The following is a 19674-nucleotide window of genomic DNA, read 5'->3' on the forward strand; positions in this document are numbered from 1 at the left end:
ATTTAAATACAAACCGACTGCCATATTAGAGTGGGTTAGTTTGTGCCTCAACAACCGCCAGCGCCACCATGTTCACGATACGACGAACAGAGGCAATTGGCGTTAAAATATGCACAGGTTTCGCTACACCCATTAATACTGGACCGACAGTCACACCATCAGAACTGGTCACACGCAGTAAGTTATAACTAATACGTGCAGCTTCCATCGTAGGCATAATTAATAAGTTAGCAGACCCTTTTAATGGGCTATCTGGCATCACATCTTTACGAATGGACTCAACCAACGCTGCATCTGCATGCATTTCACCATCAATTTCAAGGTGCGGATCACGTGCTTTGATCATAGCTAAGGTATCGCGCATTTTTTGTGCAGAAGGACAATCGGAAGAACCAAAACTTGAGCGTGATAATAAAGCCACTTTTGGCTCAATACCAAAGCGACGTACCGTATCTGCAGCCATCAAGGTAATTTCGGTCAACTCTTCAGGGGTTGGGTCTTCATTGACGTAAGTATCGGCAATAAAAGTGTTACCGGTTGGCAGCAATAAGGCGTTCATTGCACCTGCCGTATGGACGCCTTCGCGGAAACCAAATAGATCTTTTACTACTTCATAGTGTTCGCCATAACTGCCTACTGTACCGCAAATCATACCGTCAGCTTCACCACGTAACACCATGATACCGCCAATTAACGTAGGGTTATTGATTACGGCACGGCGAGCCATTTCTTGCGACACCCCACGACGCTTCATGATTTGGTAATATTCTTGCCAGTATTCTTTATAGCGCGGGTCATTTTCATTGTTGACCACTTCAAAATCTTTGCCTAATTCAATATGTAGGCCCAGTTTCTGAATACGCATTTCAATAACACTTGGGCGACCCACTAAAATTGGGAATGCCAAACCTAATGAAACCAGCTCCTGCGTTGCATGCAATACGCGCTCTTCTTCCCCTTCCGCTAAAACAATGCGTTTTTTCGCTGTTTTCGCTTGAGAAAAAATCGGTTTCATAAATAAATTTGTTTTATAAACAAATTGGTTTAATTTTTCGATATAGGCATCGAAATCTGCAATTGGGCGAGTGGCCACACCTGAATCCATCGCAGCTTTCGCCACCGCGGGGGCAATCTTAACAATCAGACGTGGGTCAAATGGTTTAGGAATGATGTATTCTGGGCCGAAAAATAAGTCTTGATTGCCATATGCTGAAGCAACTTCTTCACTTTGTTCTGCAAGTGCCAAATCGGCGATAGCATAAACACAAGCCAGTTTCATTTCTTCGTTAATAGTCGTTGCCCCAACGTCCAGCGCACCGCGGAAAATGAATGGGAAACATAATACGTTATTAACTTGATTTGGGTAATCAGAGCGGCCTGTACAGATAATGGCATCTGGGCGAACTTCTTTCGCCAGTGGTGGTAAAATTTCAGGTTCTGGGTTCGCCAGCGCTAAAATGAGAGGGTCTTTCGCCATCGTTTTCACCATTTCTGGTGTCAATAAGCGTGGGCCTGAGCAGCCTAAGAAAATATCCGCATTTGGAATAGCGTCAGCTAAAGTACGTTGACCATTATCTTCAATCGCATAAGCGGCCTTCGTAACATCCATGCGTTCATCACGGCCTTTATAAATCACACCTTTTGAATCACAAACTGTGATATTTTCACGTTTAAGGCCTAATGCAACCAACAGATTCATACATGCGATTGATGCAGCACCTGCACCCGAGACCACTAAGCGAACATCGCCAATCTCTTTTTTCACAATACGCAGGCCGTTAATTACCGCTGCTGTACAAATAATCGCCGTACCATGCTGGTCATCGTGGAACACAGGAATTTTCATGCGCTCACGTAATTTTTGCTCAATATAAAAGCACTCTGGCGCTTTGATATCTTCTAAGTTGATCCCACCAAAGGTCGGTTCAAGTGAGGCAATAATATCAACCAATTTATCAGGATCAGTTTCATCGACTTCAATATCAAAGACATCAACGCCAGAAAACTTTTTGAATAGAACCCCTTTCCCTTCCATAACGGGCTTACCCGCTAAGGCGCCAATATTCCCTAAGCCAAGAACAGCTGTTCCGTTTGATACCACTCCCACCAAATTACCTTTCGCTGTATAACGATAGGCTTTAAGTGGATCATCAGCAATTTCAAGGCATGGCACAGCAACGCCAGGAGAATACGCTAAGGCAAGGTCACGCTGGGTCGTTAAAGGTTTTGTAGGGGTAACCGTGATTTTCCCTGGATGTGGAAACTCATGAAAATCAAGAGCACTTTGTTTTAATTTATCATCCATCGTCAAGTCCTTTCAAAATAGGTAAGGTAAGAGCGATAACAGTATAAACACATCTCGCTAGCAAATCATGATCATGCTGGCAATTTCCAGAAAAATCTTTTGATAAGCAGGAATTTGCAACAGCAGACTGGATAAAACATCTGCATTTAAACGTATCATTTAGCTTTTTTCTCAGACGACATGGTGAGGTGAACCTCTAGCCTATTTAATTAAATAAAAAACATACTATGAATATAATCATTATAAATTGATAATGTATATGTCACTTAACTTTTTACTTAATTAATACATTAATTATATATTAATTAATTCCGCCCTTATTATTCATTAAGTATCATTTAAATTATTCAAATTACCGATATTAATTTTCCAAAATTAATGTATTATCAAAAATCAGTAAAAGTTATCTTAATTTCATATTTAAATTGCGCTTTACATATTTTATCTCAGCAGTGTCAAATAATATTACACATATTAAACTCATAGCCATTAGCATATTAAATAATAAAAATGGTTATATTAACGTCAAAATAGTGATTATTTCTATCACACCTATCCAAATAGTTCGTAACGTTTCAGACATAACAAAGGAACCCTCTATGTCTAATTACACAGTAATGATTGTTGATGAGCACCCTATTATACGCTTTGGATTGCGTCAGCTCATCAATACCGATGAACACTTCGTTGTAATGGCAGAAAGCTGTAATTGTACCGAAGCATTAAGTATTGCAACACATCTACAGCCCGATCTTATCGTGATAGATACCAATATGCATGGCAATAAAACCTTTGAAACCATTCGGATGCTCCGCAAACAATGCTTAAATAGCTATCTATTAGTTTTATCCGCATCTACAATTAAAACCGATATATACGGTGCTATTGATGCAGGAGCACAAGGTTATTTATTAAAAAGTAGTGAACTTGATATGCTATATTACAGCATGAAAAAGGCCTCTGCAGGGCAACATGTATTCAGTGAAAAAATTTATCAACATTTAATGACTCGCCATCAATCTAATGACCCACTATCCACATTAACACGAAGGGAATGTGAAATTCTGCATGAGCTTGCCGCGGGGTTAAAAAACAGAGAAATTTCTAAGTTACTTTTTATTTCTGAAGAAACCGTTAAAGTACACATTCGAAATATTCTAAAAAAACTGCGCGTGCGTTCTCGACTCGAAGCCAGCTTAATTTACATGCGTTCAAAATAACCAATATGAATTATTCAACCACTCATTTATATAATAAGTATTGGTTATAATGATTATATAAGACATTCATTATAACCAACGTAATAAATACCTACTTTTATTTATATTGTTGGGGGTAGACCCATAATGCATTTTCCCGCATTATGTAAGATAAATCATTTGCTTTAGAGGAAAACTGTATGTCTAAAACCCCTTCTTCTCCTTATATCATGTACGGAATTAAAAACTGTGACACCATCAAAAAAGCACGTCGCTACTTAGAAGACAACGGGGTCAACTATCAATTCCATGACTATCGGGTTGATGGCCTAGACGATGCCTTACTTTCTGTATTGATGGAACACATTGATTGGGAGGTTTTAGTCAATAAACGAGGCACAACATGGCGTAAACTCAGTGATGAGCAAAAAAATGCAGTGGTTGACGCAACAAGTGCAAAACAAGCATTACTTGCTGAGCCAGCAATGATTAAACGCCCTGTTTTAGTTTCAGCAGATAATCGCTATCTGGTCGGTTTTAGTGCCGATGAGTACCAAACTTTTACTCAGTAGTTAGGTGGTATAAATGGATTGTCCTGTTATTCAATTAGCAAAAGAGCTTATTTCACGCCCCTCGATTAGCCCTGATGACCAAGGCTGCCAAGCATTACTCACCGAAAGGCTACAAAAAATTGGTTTTACCGTTGAACCAATGCCCTTTGGTCATACACTCAATTTTTGGGCTCACCGCGGTACTGGAACAACACTCGCGTTTGCAGGTCACACTGATGTTGTTCCCGCGGGAAATAGCGAAAACTGGCAAACGCCACCATTCACTCCAACAATTATTAACCAACATCTATATGGTCGTGGCGCAGCAGATATGAAAGGTTCTGTTGCCGCTATGATTGTAGCTGCTGAGCGTTTTGTCGAAAAACACCCGACTCACCAAGGTCGTTTAGCCTTTCTGATTACCTCTGATGAAGAAGCTGACGCCCATGATGGCACAGTTAAAGTTGTTGAGGCGCTGATCCAGCGTAACGAAACCGTTGATTACTGCTTGGTGGGTGAGCCCTCTAGCCAATCAACGCTAGGCGACATCATCAAAAATGGGCGCCGTGGCTCTATTACCGCTGATTTAACTATTCTTGGCACACAGGGTCACGTTGCTTATCCACACCTCGCCGATAACCCTGTCCATCGTGCAGCAGCCTTTTTACAAGCGCTAACGACAACAACATGGGATAACGGTAATGCATTTTTCCCTGCAACTACCATGCAAATTGCCAATATTCATGCGGGTACAGGGGCGAGTAATGTCATTCCTGGTGAATTATTTATTCAATTTAACTTCCGTTTTAGTACAGAGCTAACAGACACTGTAATTCGTGACAGGGTCACAGAAATGCTTTCGCACTATGGACTAGAATATAAAATTGAATGGTCGTTATCTGGTCAGCCATTTTTAACGGATAGTGGCAAGTTAGTTTCGGCAACCTTACAAGCAATTCAAGAATTAACAGGCCGTACTACGGAATTATCCACCAGCGGTGGTACCTCTGATGGTCGATTTATCGCACAAATGGGGACACAAGTCATAGAGCTGGGGCCTTTAAATGCCACCATCCATAAGGTTGATGAATGCGTTAGTGTCGATGACCTACAGCAGTTGGCTTTGATTTATGAACGGATAATGGAGTTACTCATTCTATGATCACCATTGAAATGCTCACTGGCCGCTCAACGGATCACTTGGTCACTCTGGGGGGGCCTCACCGTTTGCAATTTAATGCAACCAAAGCCTTTCTTGCAATGCAGCAAGCCGCAGCAAAAGCAGGCTTTAAATTACAATCAGCCAGTGCGTTTCGTGATTTTTCACGGCAACAACTGATATGGAATGAGAAGTTTTCAGGTAAACGCCCTGTGCTGGATGCCAACAGCCAACCCCTGGATATTACCCAACTTTCTGAAGGTCAACTTTGTGAGGCCATTTTGCACTGGTCTGCACTACCTGGTGCAAGTCGTCACCATTGGGGAACTGAGATTGATGTTTATGACCCCTTACGCATTCCAGCTGGGCAAACGTTGCAATTAGAGCCTTGGGAGTACGACGCAGGTGGTTACCTTGCACCGCTAAATGATTGGTTGTCAGACAATATGGCCACCTTTGATTTTTACCGTCCTTTCACTGCAAGGGATTCAGGTGTTGCCTATGAACCTTGGCATATTAGCTATTGGCCGCTTTCACACGAAGCGGAACAATTGTTAACACCCGAGGTCATCAAAAATGTTCTGGAAAAAGAAGATATTCTTGGAAAAAATTGGTTAATCAATAACCTAGGCTATATTTTTAACCACTATATTAAAATTCCAGAGTAACGTTTAACCCTTCTTTTTAATTCAATGCAACCCCATAAGCTAGATATTGACTTATGGGGTTGTTTTATCACGCGTTTGTATGGCCTCGTCAACGACAGGTAACCGATACATAAAATAAAGCAACCAACAAAGTAATCCAAACAAGCCTATTTTCAACCACAAATAGCTCACAACCCAAATCGATAATGAAAAAGTGAGTAAAATCAAAATAATCGCTTTAGGCTTAGCACCTTTAGGCAGTCCTCTATACTTCTGCCAATGACGTAAATAACCACCAAACCAAGAGCGATACAATAACCACTGATGAAAACGCGGCGAGGAGCGTGAAAAGCACCATGCAGCGAATAATAAAAATGGCGTTGTTGGTAAAATAGGCAATACTACGCCTGCAAATGCAAGCGCCACCGCCAGCCAACCCAAAATAATAAGAAGGATTTTTTTCAAATTTGCCTGCGCTCCCTTGCAAACTCATGTAAACGTAAAAACCCTGATAAATATGTGGTAACTCACAGTAATATCAATGATATACTGTAATCGCAAATGGGTTTAGTGAAAAGTCGCTTTTCCCTGTTTAAACCCATCAGTGAAATCGTTGAGTTATATCGTGTCACTCTCATTAGTGATATAAACACAATATAACTGGCTCGACGAAAAAGCAAAAATGATAAATGGTGATAAAAAATGCAATGGCTAGCAGACTACTGGTGGATAATTCCGCTTCTCTTGGTTGGACTGATTTGGAACTCCGTCAAAGAAATGATGAAGCTTGACCCTAAAAAGTTTCTTGATGATAAACCAGAGGTTCCTCCCCACAAAGATAATAACCACCTGTGGGATGATGAAGATGATTGGCCTAAGGACAAAAAGTAATCACCTTTTGAACAATCTCAGATAACAGCGCTGGCTGGTATTGCCTGACAAAAACACCAACCTGCTTTCGCACACAATCCAACCACTGTTTTTTGCCTGTTAGCTTGAATTCTTCGCATATTTGAGACAGTGGCTTATCCTGTTCGAAATAATGTCTTAAAAGAGGGGCTGGATCAGAATATTGAGCCAAAAAGCGCAAAATAGCACTTTGACTGGCTGCAACTGGCCGCTTAAACTCACTAAAACCAATAAGTTCAACCCAATCTTCTTGATTAAGCTGTTGTTCATCCGTTGAACAAAGGGGGAAATCCGCTAAATCTCTTCGCCAGTAAAGATCCCGTTGAAGCAAGATTTTACCGTATTCGCATAATTGCTTAGCGCTTGAGGAAAGCGGTAAAATCGCCATCGCTGTATAACACCCGCTACTCGCTTCTTTCTGTGACCCAATACGAAGTAAACTAAACCCTGCTTTTTGCCAAAATGCATATAAATCAGGCGTTAGGCCAAAACTAACAGAAAGAAAATCAATATCTTGTATGATACAATCCTGCTTTTGTTGTTCAACTAATGTCAGACCAATTTGCTGGCGACGATAATGTGCATCGACAGCAATGCGCATCACCCTTCGCGACTTCCACTGTGCTGCCTGCGGAAAATAACTATGCGCCGCTAACGATTGAGCGACTAGATTCCCTCGAGGACGACGTAAACCCGCCCAAACTTGCCAACTTAATTCTTCATCTAATAACCCCTCATCCACCATCCATAGCGCAGCTAAATAGTGTTCATCCATTTGTTGGCTAGAGGCGGCCATGAAATGCTGTTTGTTTGCATCTAATAAACGACGTAAATCTAATGGTGATGTTCGATAATGAGCACTCATTAACAAACCATAAAATGCGGTTAATTTACGCTCATTTCTTGCCAATTCGTCCTGGCTAATTGATTGATATTCAATAATCGAATGCGAAGTCAAAGTTGAATTTGAAGTTGAATTTGGCTCTTGCAATAACAGTGCTTGATTTAACCATTTTTCTAACGGGTCATGCCGTGCAAAACGAATCGGCTCATCGAGATTTAAAGGCGTAAAATTGGGTAAGCTTGCACAAAACTTCAACACAAAACCGCGCCCTGTACCTTCATAGCCATCAACCGTGGTCGTTAATAACACACGAGGAAAATAATCAACTAATTGGCATAATATATAGTTCGGGATAGCAGCGGCCTCATCGATAACCAACCAATCTGCTGTTATTTTATGACCCGCTTGACAATAAGCGAGTAAAGCATCTGGCGCCCAAAAATGCAGTGGTTTAACAGCATGTTGTGCTAGCACTTCAGTGGAGACTTTAGCGGGTGCACAGCACCAACATTCCCCTAGCCATTGTTGTATTAGCTGACCTGCGACCGTTGATTTCCCACGGCCTCTTGGCGCAATAATCCCCCAAACCCCTGTTGACGCTGATAATAGTTGATTTAAGGCCTGCTGCTGCTGCGCTGTTAATTGCCCAGTTGGTGGTAACCAAACAGGGCTATTGCTCAGTAATTTTACGCGTACTGTATTGCCTTGCTGGTAAAAGATGACATCATCGGAGGCGCACATAGCACGTTGCAAATGGCGCACAAAATTGGGTGTTGAGATCATGCCATGCTGTTCATTCCAACGCAGACTATCAATGTCTAGGTGATTAGGCCATGTCTCTTGCGCTACCGTGCAAAAAACCAGCAAACTGCCCGCCTTTAGTGAGCCTGCTAGCATCGCAAGTGCTTCACTATGAATACCCTTGCGTGCATCAAAAATACCATGCAAGAATTCACGTCCTAACAATAAGTGAGCATTCTCTGGTAACACACTGTTAGATAAATCAGAGGAAAGTGTCAGCCAATCCCCTGTTAAGGTGGTTTGTAGTTCAACTAACCGCTGAGTAATCCATTCATCGTCGCCAGATAAAACCAATAAGCGGCGAAAACCAAACATACGCAGCTGCTCAACGCAGGCAGACAGCAAATCATTCATGAGGTGATTAAGATTTCCCAATTAATAATGATAATATCCCTGCAGCAATCAAAGGCCCAACAGGCACACCTCTAAATAAGGCAACACCAATCACGGTGCCAACAAGCAACCCAGCGACAGTCGAGGGTTGGTTTGACATTAACGCGACCCCGCGGCTCCCTAACCAAGAAACCGCGACACCAATGACGATTGCCAGAATGGATTTCCAATTTAAAAATGAGCCCAAGACTTCACTCGCGCTGATTTTACCACTCGCAATCGGAGCCATTACCCCAATAGTTAAAATCAAGATCCCGATGGTTAATCCATACTTTTCAATCCAAGGAAAATAATTATTTAGTGGTGTTATTCGTACAACCAATAAAAATAACATGGCAAGTGTTACTGTCATATTATGGCTAATTATTCCTAACCCAGCTAAGACCAAAAGAATGATTAATGTGGGGTCAACGTGACTCATAGATTTTTCCCTGTAGAACTGGCAATTTTTTGTAAGTAGCAAAATAACTTATTTTAAAACATGTTATTGGGTCATTAGTTAAGAAGCAAATAATTACATCAACTCTTTTTATTATTAGCCATATTCACTATTAAATCTGTGTTTTTATTCACCTAAACATGAAGTTTCAAATACGCATGAGTAACAATGGGGATTTTGATACAAATAAGCATCAAAAACCCAAGAGCGGGATATGATTAAAACTCGCGTCATGCTCCTTTTAATGAATCTCCACCTTCCAGTATAATCCATGGCAAACAAGCAAAATGAAAAAATAAACCATGACTGCACTGGAATTTAACCTCTCGATTGAAAACTTAAGTTAAATTCTTGGAATATTCATCACTCTTTATTTTTTTATCTGCCTTTTTTTTTGATTTTCCTCACTATAAACACCAACTCGTAGAGGGTTTTCCTGAAGTTTGCATCACATGTCTTATCCCCCCAGAAACGCATCAATTATTGCGTATAATGCCCCAGAGCAATCAATACACAAAAACTTATAACCTAGCATTATTTATCATTTTAATGTTTTACATGCTTGTGCGACATTCAGCACAATTTCAACTCTAGGATTGAAAACATGACCCAAGCATTACCCCTTTATTCAAATGCACGTTTTATTGCGATCCGCTTACTTCCAGGTGACGACGTTTTATTAACCTTAAGAAAACAGATTGCCCTACATGGGTTCCAAGCCGCCTTTATTGCAGGCTGTGTAGGGAGCCTTACGAATGTTGCATTACGCTTTGCTGGCCAAGAAGATGCCGATCATATCCGTGGAAAATTTGAAATTGTTTCATTAATTGGCACCTTAGAAGCCAATGGTGAACACCTGCATTTATCCGTTTCTGATGAAAAAGGCCACATGCGAGGCGGTCATATGATGCCTGGTTGTAGTGTTAGAACAACATTGGAATTAGTCATTGGTGAACTTGAAAATATTGCCTTTACACGGGAACCCTGCTCCCTTTCTAGTTATGAAGAACTTGTTGTTATTTCACGCTAATTTTTCTATTTTATTTTGCAAGGAATCATTTTTTTATGAGTAAATCATCGTTTGTTTCCAGCCGCACCCTAACGCTAATTGTTTTTTCAATTGCGATCAATATGGTTGTAGGCCAATTAAGCTCCATGTTAAAGCTGCCTATTTTTCTTGATTCTATCGGAACATTAATTTGCGCCTTACTCGCAGGGCCTTGGGCTGCTCTCACTAGCGGATTATTGACCAACTTATTATGGGGGCTTCTAAGTGGTCCAATCGCAGCGGCTTTTGCCCCCGTTGCAATGATGATAGGTTTAAGTGCAGGCCTTTTAGCACGTGCTGGCGGTTTTCGCACATTACCAAGAGTGATTTTATCAGGTGTTGCGATCACCTTCGCGTTAATGATTGTTGCCGTGCCAATTCGAACGTATTTATTTGGCGGCACAACAGGCAGTGGCGCCGATTTCTTTGTTGCCTATTTCCATGCTGTGGGTGATAACTTACTTGAATCCGTTGCTATCACCGTTTTAGGGGCAAATATTGCCGATAAGATCATCTCAGCACTCGTTGCATGGTTATTAGTTCGACAATTACCTGAACGTGTGCAACGCAACTACCCAAATATGGCGAAGGTGCGCTAAATGCACCCGTTCACCTCACTGACGTTGTGGCTTTGGCTCAGTGCCAGTGCATTGTTATTACCGCTAGACTGGCCATTGATTCTGCTGGGGTGTAGTACATTTCTTGCTTTACTATCATGGCGCCCAGCTCGCTCTCGCTGGAAAATTGTTGCATGGTTTATGATCCCAATGGCATTAGGTTTATGGCTAATACATGGAGGGTGGTTCGCACAATTGCTGACAGGTGAAACACTGAAAAATAGTCGACCTGAGTTTGCTTTAGCCTTATGGTTTAAGTTGTTAACAATTATCAGTTGTTCACAAATTTGGCTGCAATATGTACCAACTGAGCGGTTTATCCGTGCTTTATTTGCTAGCAGACTACCTGCTAGCTTTTCTTACCTTCTTGCTGGGCCATTATTACTTGTCGAACAACTTAAGCAACAACTGAATATTATCCGTGAAGCACAATTAGCAAGAGGTGTTCCACTTGACGGTAATTTTTGGCAACGGTGCACTTCATTACCCGCTATTTTGTTCCCCTTAGCCAGCAATACATTAAGCGAGCTAAGTATTCGTGGCGCAGCTCTGGATATGCATGCGTTTCGCTATAGCACCAAACGCACAACGTTGAATCCACCTGCGGATAGCTACTGGCAAGTTATATTACGTTACAGCCTGTTATTATTGATATTTATTGAAGGTGGGTTAGCTCTGTGGTGGTAAATTTACAGCAAATGCAATTTATTCCCCAAGGTGCACAGCACTCGTTACTGGGGCCCATTGATCTCCAGCTTAATGCAGGCCAATGGCTTTGCGTATTGGGAGGAAATGGTAGTGGAAAAAGCACATTAGCACAGCTTCTTGCTGGTTGGCATGGGGATTTATTACACGGTGAATTAACAGGGATAGCAAACGTCTTACAACAACCGCTGGTAAATAACGCATTAGTTCAAGCGTCTGTTACACGTCAACTTATTCAGCAATCCCCTCAGTTGCAGCTTTCTGGCTGCACATTTACCGTCGAACAAGAAATCGCCTTTGGCCCCGAGAACTTAGGCTTGTCACCCGATGAAATCGCTCAGCGTATCGAACATGCTATCGCATTCACTTTTTGTGAGCCACTCAGGCATCGGCATCCTGCGACCTTATCTGGTGGCGAAGCACAACGTGTTGTTTTGGCAAGTGCCCTGGCGATGCGTCCCAAATTATTGTTGTTAGATGAAGCTTTTAGTCGATTGACCCCCAGTGCGACGCAGCGCCTATTGTCTCAATTGAAACACTATTCAATTCACACCAATTGCTGCATCATATTATTTGAGCGTAATTTATTACCCGCTATCAATTACTGTGAAGACTACCTTTTACTCAGTAGCGGTAAGGCATTTTCAGAAGCAGGAAGAATGCTCTCCAGTGGTTCTTTAAACACAATTTTTCCGAGCTCAATTGCCACGATTAATATGCCCGATGCATGGCGTGCGATTGGGGAGTTAATTAACCTCGGCGAATGGCAAAGTTCAATCCCTCGTGATGAAACACAATTAATTGATGCGTTTAAGGTGTTATATGCTACAACTCAATAACGTCAGTTACCGCTGGCCAAGTTCAAATATCAATAATATTTCTGATTTATCATTCAATGTACAGGCAAGTGAATGGGTTGCGCTTGTCGGTGATAATGGCGCAGGGAAATCAACACTTTTGCGACTTTTAGCAGGGTTATTATCCCCTAACCAAGGTGATTTACTGCTACATAACCAGCCCCTCGCACAATTAACGACCCCTCAACGCGCTAACCAAGTCGGTATCTTATTTCAAGAGGCGGAAAAGCAAATTTTTCACAGTACAGTAAAAGCCGAAGTCGCATTTGGATTAAAACGAAAAAAGCTGCCAAAAGAGGTCATTACTGAACGTGTACAAAATGCATTGGAAGCTTGCCACTTAACTGATGTTGCGGACAAACACCCACTCGACCTGCATGCAGGGCAACGCAGAATGGTTGCAGTCGCCTGTTTAGAAGCCGTCTCGCCATCGCTAATCTTACTCGACGAGCCGAGCCGTGACTTCGATGCGTTATGGATGCAGCGGTTTGAAAATTGGTTGGATTTACAACGTATTAAAGGCACTACTATTGTGACTATTAGCCATGATTTTGACTTTGTGGCGCGCCATTTCAAGCGGGTACTACATTTATCCCATGGAAAACTGATTGCAGATGGCTCACCAATAGAGGTGCTCAATCATAATGCATTACAAGTTGAGTCTGAGCTCCCTGCTCCAACCTTGATTTCATTGAGCCAAACGTTGGCATTATCAACCGCATCCGTCACACCTAAAGCATGGGTTAAAAATTTTCTTCATCTTGAAGAGATAAAAAAATAGCCTGCTAAGCAGGCTAAAGTCATTCTATTTTATAGGAAATAATTAATCTAATTGAACCCCGATGCGACGCGCAACTTCTTCATAAGCTTCGATCAAACCACCAAGGCTTTGGCGAAAACGGTCTTTATCCATTTTGTTTAGTGTTTCTTTATCCCACAAACGGCTACCATCAGGGGAAAACTCATCACCCAGAACCACTTGGCCGTTAAATAAACCAAACTCCAATTTAAAATCAACTAGAATCAAACCTGCATCTGCAAAAATCTTGCTTAATACATCATTAGCTTTGTAGCTAAGCTCACGCATTTTAGCGAGATTTTCTTTGCTCACCCAGCCAAACGTTTCGCAGTAAGATTCGTTAACCATTGGATCGTGTTTAGCATCATCTTTTAAGAACAGGTCAAATAATGGCGGGTTTAATACCATCCCTTCTTCAACACCTAAACGCTTCACTAATGAGCCCGCAGCACGGTTACGGATCACGCACTCAACAGGCACCATGTCTAATTTTTTGACCAGAGCTTCGGTGTCGGACAGTAACGCTTCCATTTGTGTTGGAATACCCGCTTCTTCTAACTTACTCATAATGAAGTGGTTAAACTTGTTATTAACCATGCCTTTACGGTCAAATTGCTCGATACGCTCACCATCGAGTGCTGATGTATCATTACGGAATTCCAGAACTAACAGATCAGGATCCTCAGTGGTATAGACAGTTTTTGCCTTGCCACGATACAACTCAGCTTTCTTTTGCATCTTACACACTCCAGAGATGTGATTGAACTATAGAGAAAAACAATAGGTGAATAGATTTTGTGACGCTGTTTTGCAGAACACAAAATTAACGGAAAATGGAAAACAGATAAAAATGCCTTTTCTCAGTTAATTTTTTGCTCTGTTTCAGTCAGTTAACCATCAAACCGTATCGTTAATCTAACTTACTGATATTCAATATTTTATCTTTCAATGCCTATTATGATAATAAAATTTCACGCTTGACGCAAACGATTACTTAACGATAAACACTGATTTTTTGTCCATTTGTTTTTCGCTCATGAGGTATTCGTTTTTAATTTACCAATAACTAATTAGCCAACTATATAGTTGATAATAAAAGGAAGAGTATTGATAAATGAACTGATTAATGATCAGCTTTATTATTTGGACTGGTTCAATGGTGATTGGCTGATAACAACTAATTTATGCGGATGAATATCCTTGTCTTTCCCCCAGTACACGTCCATCCAGTTAAGGTAAAAATCCTCCATATTGGCAATACGAGCAAGGGGCCTCTCTTCTTCGCCATTAGATGCGTAGACAAAGTAATGATTAAAAAATGCCCAGTTAATCATATTCTCCCAAAAGCGTTGCCCATCTTCAGTTTGTTCTTCATCCGTCACCATAATATTGTACGTATTGAGCAAATAAATGAAAAACCTTTCAGGTAAATCCTTGATAGTCATTTTATGATTAGGCGCAAAAGTTCGCCACACTTTAACCTGAGTATACGTGGTTTTCCCTATTACGATGTCCCGTCGAAACCGCAGTTCAACCAAGTACACCGTTTCAGGCTTCTCGCCTTCTGCAATTAAGCGGTATTGATCCTTCTCTCGGGATTTCACTAAACGATAACCGTTAGGTAAAACAAAACCAGGGAGTGCAAATTCACTCACTCCTTCCGCTAAAAAATGTGAGGTGTCTTCTACATTTCGGCGGGTGATGCGTAATTTTTGGTTAAATTCTGTGCCTGAAATTTGCCTTGGCATAATATCGTTGCTACCGTTTTTTGTGGGTTTCGCCTCTGCGGTGTTATTGATATTAAATAAGGTATATCCGAAAAATTTCTGATGATAAATCAATCAAAATATACGTGACGAGTATCGATTATTTCTTTTCCCACAAAAAAACCGTGGCTAATAACGCCACGGCTTCTATTTTTTAACCATCAAAACTGAGTGATTATTTTTTTGCTGGGGCTTTACTGAACGCCGCTTTTAATGCTGCAACCATTTCGTCATTTTGTTTCTGCGTTAATGCAACGCCTTTTGTCGAAATAAACTGCAACGTACTACGGTTGTTTAAGTCGCCCACTTGCACTTTATAGTCTGCTTCAGGCACAGTTGGGTCATCAATGCCCAACGCTTGCCACTCAGAACTGCTTAAACCTTTATAAGTCACCATTACTGAACCTGTTGAACGCGTGCGGTCACCCACTTTCATCCCCACGCTTTCTAAAGTGTGTGGTAAGCGTTCCCATACAGCATCAAACGGTGCACGGACAACAATCAGCGGTAAGCCAGTATCATCACTGCCAGTTTGCACATCAATGATGCCATAGGCGTTTTGCAGGCTATTTTTATTTGAGGTATCACGTAACGCATACAAGTTGTCAGTTAATTCATTTAATAACAATTTGTTATAACGTTGAATTTCAACAACATCCGTAATAGTTTCATCACCTTGACGCATACCTAAGTTAGTCACCGTCAAGACTATCATGCCATTTTCAGGTTTAACTGACACTTTATGACGACTTTCCATCGGAATGTTTTCGTCAGCACGCGTCCATTTTATCCAATCAGTTTCAATGGAGTGAGTACCGTCATCTTTCGATGAAACTGGAATGTTACGTTGCTCTAAAATCATCGTAACTTGTGACCATAAAGCACTATTTTCAGGTGTGTTTTCTAGCAACAAACGGCTTGCATCAGCGCTATTTTCCGTACGCGAACCAGCTAATTGCGAAATCGTCAGTACTGGTGGACGAATATCTAACGCTTTCCCAACTGGACCTGTTGAGGTCGTTTTTGGAATGTCGTATTCACCATTTTGTGCAGGCAATGTAATCCCTTGCGGCACATTTAATACTTTCAATGGCGCGGCGTTAAGGTATTCCTCATCACCACTGACCTGACGTTTATAGCGCTGATCGCTGGAGCAGGCTGCCAGTAACACCACAAGTGACAGGCCAGCAACCTTCATAACCTTCGATTTTTGCAATAATGTTGCCATTAAAATTCCCTAAATTTTACAGTAACCCAGCGAGTTTTAAAGCGTCCTCAACTTTTTGCTGGCCTGCCGCAGTTAACGGTGTCATTGGTAACCGTAATGTTCCATCGGCAATCAGACCTAAGCGATGACAACCCCATTTCGCTGGAATTGGATTCGGTTCAACAAATAACTGTTGGTGTAAGCCCATCAGTTTTTTATTTAATTCACGCGCCTCAGTATATTTGCCTGCAAGCGCTAAGTCACACATTTTTACCATCTGAGCCGCAGCAACGTTCGATGTCACTGAAATAACGCCCTTTCCGCCCAGTTGCATGAAATCAAGTGCGGTCGCATCGTCACCCGTTAATAGCACAAAATTATCATCAACCAGCTCTTTGATTTGATGAACACGTGCTAAGTTCCCTGTCGCTTCTTTAATTGCGACAATATTCGCCAATTTTGCTAAACGACCCACAGTTTCTGGCAGCATATCGCAACCTGTACGTGATGGTACATTATAGAGAATTTGTGGCAAGCTCGTGTTTTCTGAAATTGCTTTAAAGTGTTGATATAACCCTTCCTGTGAAGGCCTATTATAATAAGGTGTTACAGTCAGGCAAGCAACCACACCACTGTTTTCAAAATCATTTGTGAGTGAAATAGCTTCTGCAGTCGCATTTGCGCCCGCTCCTGCAATAATCGGGATACGACCATCAGCAAGCTCTAATGTTGCTTTCACAACATCCACGTGTTCTTTATGCGTTAAGGTTGCTGATTCACCAGTAGTACCAACAGAAACGATAGCCGTTGTGCCGCTTTCCACATGGTAATCAACCAATTTTTTTAAGCTAGCTTTATCTAAACGCCCCGCTGAATCCATTGGTGTGATAACTGCGACAATACTTCCTGTTAAAAATTCTTTGTAGTTTGCGTTTCCATTAGCCATAGCGATACCCCTTAAATAATTGAACCTCCATGTTACGTTTTCATTTCCAAGAAGAAAACCACCCAACAGCAAGATTTTAATGAATTTTGTTAATGCCAACAGAGTTAACTTAAATAGAAGTAATAATTCACTGACTTTTCTCGCAAGAGTGAATGACGCCTCTTGGCAGATGTCACTTTTTATGGTTTCCTTACTCCCAGTGGCCGTCAGTTTTTATAGTCTCGTTTTAAGGCTATATTCTAATCAAATGTTTAACTGACATAATCAAAAAAATAAGGAATAGACTTTGCCTAAGACTGAACAGCAATTTCTTGTCATTACTGCGCTGGGAACAGATCGTCCGGGCATCGTGAACACCATTACACGTATTGTCAGTGAGTGTGACTGTAATATTGAAGATAGTCGCTTAGCGATGTTTGGCAAGGAGTTCACCTTCATTATGATGTTATCTGGCAGTTGGAATGCAATTACCCTCCTTGAGGCAACCTTGCCTCCTAAGGGAGCTGAACTCGACTTGCTGATTGTCATGAAGCGAACTCAGAGTGTTCAAATAACTTATTATCCATCCACAGTTACTGTGAATGTCGTTGTCGATGATGCACCTCGAATTGTCGAGCAATTCACAAATTTATTTACAACTTCGCAATGTAATATCGCAGAACTTGTTTCTAAGACTCAACCAGCCAATAATAATATGCCTGCTCAACTGGAAATTCAGATTACTGCACATGACCCGTTGGACGATAATGGCATAATTATAAAGAATAAATTTCAACAACTATGTACAATGCTAAATGCCACAGGCAATATCAGTATTGTTAACAACCCCAATATGCAGAGTTAACGGAGATATATGTAATGAACCCATTGAAAGCCGGTGATAAGGCGCCACAATTTAGCCTTCCTGACCAAGATGGTGAGATCATCAATCTTTCTGATTACCAGGGTCAGCGCGTATTAGTTTACTTTTACCCAAAAGCGATGACTCCCGGCTGTACAGTTCAAGCGTGCGGCTTGCGTGATGAGATGGATACACTCAAAGCAAAAGGCGTCGAAGTGTTAGGGATTAGCACTGACAAACCAGAGAAACTGTCGCGTTTCGCTGAAAAAGAAATGTTGAATTTCACACTGTTATCCGATGAAGACCACCAAGTGTGCGAGCAATTTGGGGTTTGGGGCGAAAAACAATTTATGGGGAAAACCTACGATGGAATTCACCGTATTAGTTTCTTAGTCGACCCAACAGGGAAAATCGAGCACGTTTTTGATGATTTCAAAACCACTAACCACCATGAAATCGTTCTCGCGTACATCAACGCAAACGCATAATACTTTATAATTCAATAGTGCTGTATATCCCATACAGCACTATGATTGATTTCTTATTTAGCCTCTTCTACTGGCTCTTCTGGCCAAACATGGATTACTGCTTTAATTAAAGTCGCCAACGGGATTGCAAAGAAAACCCCCCAAAAGCCCCACAATCCGCCAAATACCACCACAGATAAAATAATCACCAATGGGTGTAAGTTAACAGCCTCTGAAAACAGTAATGGCACTACAACGTTGCTATCCAGCCCTTGAATGACCAAATAAACTAACATCAGATACCAAAATTCACTGCCAATCCCATATTGGAATAACGCGACAATAACCACAGGAATGGTGGCAGCGACTGCACCAATATAGGGTATGAGTACCGCGACACCGACTAGCACCGATAACAATACCGCATAGCGCAAGTCGAAATAGGCAAAACATAAATAGGTTGCGACACCGACAATCACCATTTCCGTCACTTTACCGCGTAGGTAATTGGTGATTTGCTCGTTCATTTCGACCCAAACTTTCCCGACTAATAACCGGTTTTTAGGTAGCAATTTTAAGAAACTTCGACTAATACGTTCTTTATCTTTTAGTAGAAAAAAGGTCATTAATGGCACTAACACTAAATACACCGCAAGGGAAAAAATGCCAATTAGTGATGCTACCGAAGCCTTAACCACGGAATCAGCAATCCCAGACATACGGCTACGTAAGTTATCAGCCATCATATCTATGATCCCAACATCGACTAATGCAGGGTATTGCTCAGGGAGTTTTTGAGCAAACTCATTGAAGCGGTTAACCATATTGGGGAGATCGGCTATCAAATTAATACCTTGCTGCCATGCCGTTGGCGCAATAATTAAAATAACCATGGCACTTATTCCTGCAAACAAGGTCAAAATAATACTCACGGCAACTGCGCGGGATAACCCTGCGCGCTGTAGTATATTTGTTGGCCATTCAAGTAAATACGCCAAGGCAATTGCCACCAGCAATGGAGCCAGTATACTGCTGAAAAAGAAGATGATCACAAAACCTGAGACCAACAATGTAAACAGTGCCACGGCTTGTGGATCGGCAAAACGCCGACGGTACCATTGTAAAAACAATTCCAGCATGTGTTGCTCCCGAGGAATTAATGCGAAGGACAGTT

The 19674-nt window shown here is 41.4% G+C and carries 21 protein-coding genes; 12 read left to right on the forward strand and 9 right to left on the reverse strand.

Features of this window, described 5'->3' with window-relative positions:
• Window positions 1–25: 25 nt before the first annotated feature.
• The gene (gene maeB, locus PR808_RS12525; RefSeq protein WP_206086575.1) at window positions 26–2305 is read right to left on the reverse strand and encodes an NADP-dependent malic enzyme; all 2280 of its coding nucleotides are present in this window, start codon (window positions 2303–2305) and stop codon (window positions 26–28) included.
• A gap of 599 nt (window positions 2306–2904) precedes the next feature.
• On the opposite strand from maeB, the gene PR808_RS12530 reads away from it, so the two are divergent.
• The 4 genes from PR808_RS12530 to PR808_RS12545 all read left to right on the forward strand — a co-directional run bounded on the left by PR808_RS12530 (window position 2905) and on the right by PR808_RS12545 (window position 5882).
• Complete coding sequence (locus tag PR808_RS12530) at window positions 2905–3525, forward strand: LuxR C-terminal-related transcriptional regulator (protein ID WP_225818758.1); 621 nt, start codon at window positions 2905–2907, stop codon at window positions 3523–3525.
• 179 nt (window positions 3526–3704) lie between these two features.
• The gene (locus PR808_RS12535; protein WP_272539415.1) at window positions 3705–4076 is read left to right on the forward strand and encodes an ArsC family reductase; all 372 of its coding nucleotides are present in this window, start codon (window positions 3705–3707) and stop codon (window positions 4074–4076) included.
• Window positions 4077–4089: 13 nt separating this feature from the next.
• Window positions 4090–5217, forward strand: a complete 1128-nt coding sequence (gene dapE, locus PR808_RS12540; protein ID WP_272539416.1) for a succinyl-diaminopimelate desuccinylase — start codon at window positions 4090–4092, stop codon at window positions 5215–5217.
• Window positions 5214–5882 (forward strand): M15 family metallopeptidase, encoded by a 669-nt coding sequence (locus PR808_RS12545; RefSeq protein WP_272539417.1) that lies wholly within the window; start codon window positions 5214–5216, stop codon window positions 5880–5882. The genes dapE and PR808_RS12545 overlap by 4 nt, the downstream gene beginning before the upstream one ends.
• Window positions 5883–5933: 51 nt before the next feature.
• On the opposite strand, the gene PR808_RS12550 is transcribed toward PR808_RS12545, so the two are convergent.
• A complete protein-coding gene (locus PR808_RS12550; RefSeq protein WP_206086571.1) occupies window positions 5934–6326 on the reverse strand; it encodes a DUF454 family protein in 393 nt (130 codons plus the stop codon).
• A gap of 237 nt (window positions 6327–6563) precedes the next feature.
• Here PR808_RS12550 and PR808_RS12555 point away from each other — a divergent pair, with 237 nt between their 5' ends.
• Window positions 6564–6752 (forward strand): YpfN family protein, encoded by a 189-nt coding sequence (locus tag PR808_RS12555; RefSeq protein WP_047757402.1) that lies wholly within the window; start codon window positions 6564–6566, stop codon window positions 6750–6752.
• Here PR808_RS12555 and PR808_RS12560 read toward each other — a convergent pair.
• Window positions 6736–8769, reverse strand: a complete 2034-nt coding sequence (locus PR808_RS12560) for a tRNA(Met) cytidine acetyltransferase TmcA (protein WP_272539418.1) — start codon at window positions 8767–8769, stop codon at window positions 6736–6738. The two genes, PR808_RS12555 and PR808_RS12560, sit on opposite strands and share 17 nt — an antisense overlap.
• Before the next feature lie 7 nt (window positions 8770–8776).
• Window positions 8777–9229 carry a DUF441 domain-containing protein gene (locus PR808_RS12565; protein ID WP_206086569.1) on the reverse strand — a complete coding sequence of 151 codons (453 nt, stop codon included), beginning with the start codon at window positions 9227–9229 and terminating at the stop codon, window positions 8777–8779.
• Window positions 9230–9851: 622 nt separating this feature from the next.
• Here PR808_RS12565 and PR808_RS12570 point away from each other — a divergent pair.
• Genes PR808_RS12570 through PR808_RS12590 form a run of 5 tightly spaced genes read left to right on the forward strand, consistent with a single transcriptional unit; the run spans window position 9852 to window position 13255 of the window.
• A complete protein-coding gene (locus PR808_RS12570) occupies window positions 9852–10277 on the forward strand; it encodes a PPC domain-containing DNA-binding protein (protein WP_272539419.1) in 426 nt (141 codons plus the stop codon).
• 35 nt (window positions 10278–10312) lie between these two features.
• Window positions 10313–10894: an ECF transporter S component gene (locus PR808_RS12575; protein ID WP_206086567.1), complete on the forward strand. Its 582-nt coding sequence runs from the start codon at window positions 10313–10315 to the stop codon at window positions 10892–10894.
• Window positions 10895–11599, forward strand: a complete 705-nt coding sequence (locus PR808_RS12580; protein WP_272539420.1) for an energy-coupling factor transporter transmembrane component T — start codon at window positions 10895–10897, stop codon at window positions 11597–11599.
• Window positions 11590–12456, forward strand: a complete 867-nt coding sequence (locus PR808_RS12585) for an energy-coupling factor ABC transporter ATP-binding protein (RefSeq protein ID WP_206086565.1) — start codon at window positions 11590–11592, stop codon at window positions 12454–12456. Before PR808_RS12580 ends, PR808_RS12585 begins: the two co-directional genes overlap by 10 nt.
• On the forward strand, window positions 12440–13255 hold the full coding sequence (locus tag PR808_RS12590; protein ID WP_272539421.1) for an energy-coupling factor ABC transporter ATP-binding protein: 816 nt from the start codon (window positions 12440–12442) through the stop codon (window positions 13253–13255). Before PR808_RS12585 ends, PR808_RS12590 begins: the two co-directional genes overlap by 17 nt.
• Window positions 13256–13297: 42 nt before the next feature.
• Here PR808_RS12590 and purC read toward each other — a convergent pair whose 3' ends face one another.
• The 4 genes from purC to dapA form a co-directional block, all read right to left on the reverse strand.
• Entirely contained in the window at window positions 13298–14011 is a 714-nt protein-coding gene (gene purC, locus PR808_RS12595) for a phosphoribosylaminoimidazolesuccinocarboxamide synthase (RefSeq protein ID WP_206086563.1), read from the reverse strand.
• A gap of 401 nt (window positions 14012–14412) precedes the next feature.
• Window positions 14413–15021: a hypothetical protein gene (locus tag PR808_RS12600; RefSeq protein ID WP_272539422.1), complete on the reverse strand. Its 609-nt coding sequence runs from the start codon at window positions 15019–15021 to the stop codon at window positions 14413–14415.
• A 193-nt stretch (window positions 15022–15214) separates the two neighbouring features.
• Window positions 15215–16267, reverse strand: coding sequence for an outer membrane protein assembly factor BamC (gene bamC / locus PR808_RS12605; protein WP_272539423.1), 1053 nt, complete (start codon window positions 16265–16267; stop codon window positions 15215–15217).
• A 16-nt stretch (window positions 16268–16283) separates the two neighbouring features.
• A complete protein-coding gene (gene dapA / locus PR808_RS12610; protein WP_206086560.1) occupies window positions 16284–17192 on the reverse strand; it encodes a 4-hydroxy-tetrahydrodipicolinate synthase in 909 nt (302 codons plus the stop codon).
• 286 nt (window positions 17193–17478) lie between these two features.
• On the opposite strand from dapA, the gene PR808_RS12615 reads away from it, so the two are divergent.
• Both PR808_RS12615 and bcp read left to right on the forward strand, forming a co-directional pair.
• Window positions 17479–18036: a glycine cleavage system transcriptional repressor gene (locus PR808_RS12615; protein ID WP_206086559.1), complete on the forward strand. Its 558-nt coding sequence runs from the start codon at window positions 17479–17481 to the stop codon at window positions 18034–18036.
• A gap of 14 nt (window positions 18037–18050) precedes the next feature.
• Window positions 18051–18521, forward strand: coding sequence for a thioredoxin-dependent thiol peroxidase (gene bcp / locus PR808_RS12620; protein WP_206086558.1), 471 nt, complete (start codon window positions 18051–18053; stop codon window positions 18519–18521).
• A gap of 53 nt (window positions 18522–18574) precedes the next feature.
• Here bcp and PR808_RS12625 read toward each other — a convergent pair whose 3' ends face one another.
• Window positions 18575–19639 carry an AI-2E family transporter gene (locus PR808_RS12625; protein ID WP_206086557.1) on the reverse strand — a complete coding sequence of 355 codons (1065 nt, stop codon included), beginning with the start codon at window positions 19637–19639 and terminating at the stop codon, window positions 18575–18577.
• Between the last annotated feature and the right edge of the window lie 35 nt (window positions 19640–19674).

This window comes from Providencia sp. PROV197, from assembly GCF_028479625.1.
Classification (GTDB): domain Bacteria; phylum Pseudomonadota; class Gammaproteobacteria; order Enterobacterales; family Enterobacteriaceae; genus Providencia; species Providencia vermicola.

Coding starts and splice junctions, on each gene's coding strand:
- PR808_RS12560 (WP_272539418.1), bottom strand. CDS start 8,769: ATGAATGATTTGCTGTCTGCCTGCGTTGAGCAGCTGCGTATGTTTGGT.
- dapE (WP_272539416.1), top strand. CDS start 4,090: ATGGATTGTCCTGTTATTCAATTAGCAAAAGAGCTTATTTCACGCCCC.
- PR808_RS12590 (WP_272539421.1), top strand. CDS start 12,440: ATGCTACAACTCAATAACGTCAGTTACCGCTGGCCAAGTTCAAATATC.
- bcp (WP_206086558.1), top strand. CDS start 18,051: ATGAACCCATTGAAAGCCGGTGATAAGGCGCCACAATTTAGCCTTCCT.
- purC (WP_206086563.1), bottom strand. CDS start 14,011: ATGCAAAAGAAAGCTGAGTTGTATCGTGGCAAGGCAAAAACTGTCTAT.
- PR808_RS12535 (WP_272539415.1), top strand. CDS start 3,705: ATGTCTAAAACCCCTTCTTCTCCTTATATCATGTACGGAATTAAAAAC.
- PR808_RS12580 (WP_272539420.1), top strand. CDS start 10,895: ATGCACCCGTTCACCTCACTGACGTTGTGGCTTTGGCTCAGTGCCAGT.
- PR808_RS12565 (WP_206086569.1), bottom strand. CDS start 9,229: ATGAGTCACGTTGACCCCACATTAATCATTCTTTTGGTCTTAGCTGGG.
- PR808_RS12555 (WP_047757402.1), top strand. CDS start 6,564: ATGCAATGGCTAGCAGACTACTGGTGGATAATTCCGCTTCTCTTGGTT.
- PR808_RS12545 (WP_272539417.1), top strand. CDS start 5,214: ATGATCACCATTGAAATGCTCACTGGCCGCTCAACGGATCACTTGGTC.
- PR808_RS12575 (WP_206086567.1), top strand. CDS start 10,313: ATGAGTAAATCATCGTTTGTTTCCAGCCGCACCCTAACGCTAATTGTT.
- bamC (WP_272539423.1), bottom strand. CDS start 16,267: ATGGCAACATTATTGCAAAAATCGAAGGTTATGAAGGTTGCTGGCCTG.
- dapA (WP_206086560.1), bottom strand. CDS start 17,192: ATGGCTAATGGAAACGCAAACTACAAAGAATTTTTAACAGGAAGTATT.
- PR808_RS12625 (WP_206086557.1), bottom strand. CDS start 19,639: ATGCTGGAATTGTTTTTACAATGGTACCGTCGGCGTTTTGCCGATCCA.
- maeB (WP_206086575.1), bottom strand. CDS start 2,305: ATGGATGATAAATTAAAACAAAGTGCTCTTGATTTTCATGAGTTTCCA.
- PR808_RS12570 (WP_272539419.1), top strand. CDS start 9,852: ATGACCCAAGCATTACCCCTTTATTCAAATGCACGTTTTATTGCGATC.
- PR808_RS12600 (WP_272539422.1), bottom strand. CDS start 15,021: ATGCCAAGGCAAATTTCAGGCACAGAATTTAACCAAAAATTACGCATC.
- PR808_RS12530 (WP_225818758.1), top strand. CDS start 2,905: ATGTCTAATTACACAGTAATGATTGTTGATGAGCACCCTATTATACGC.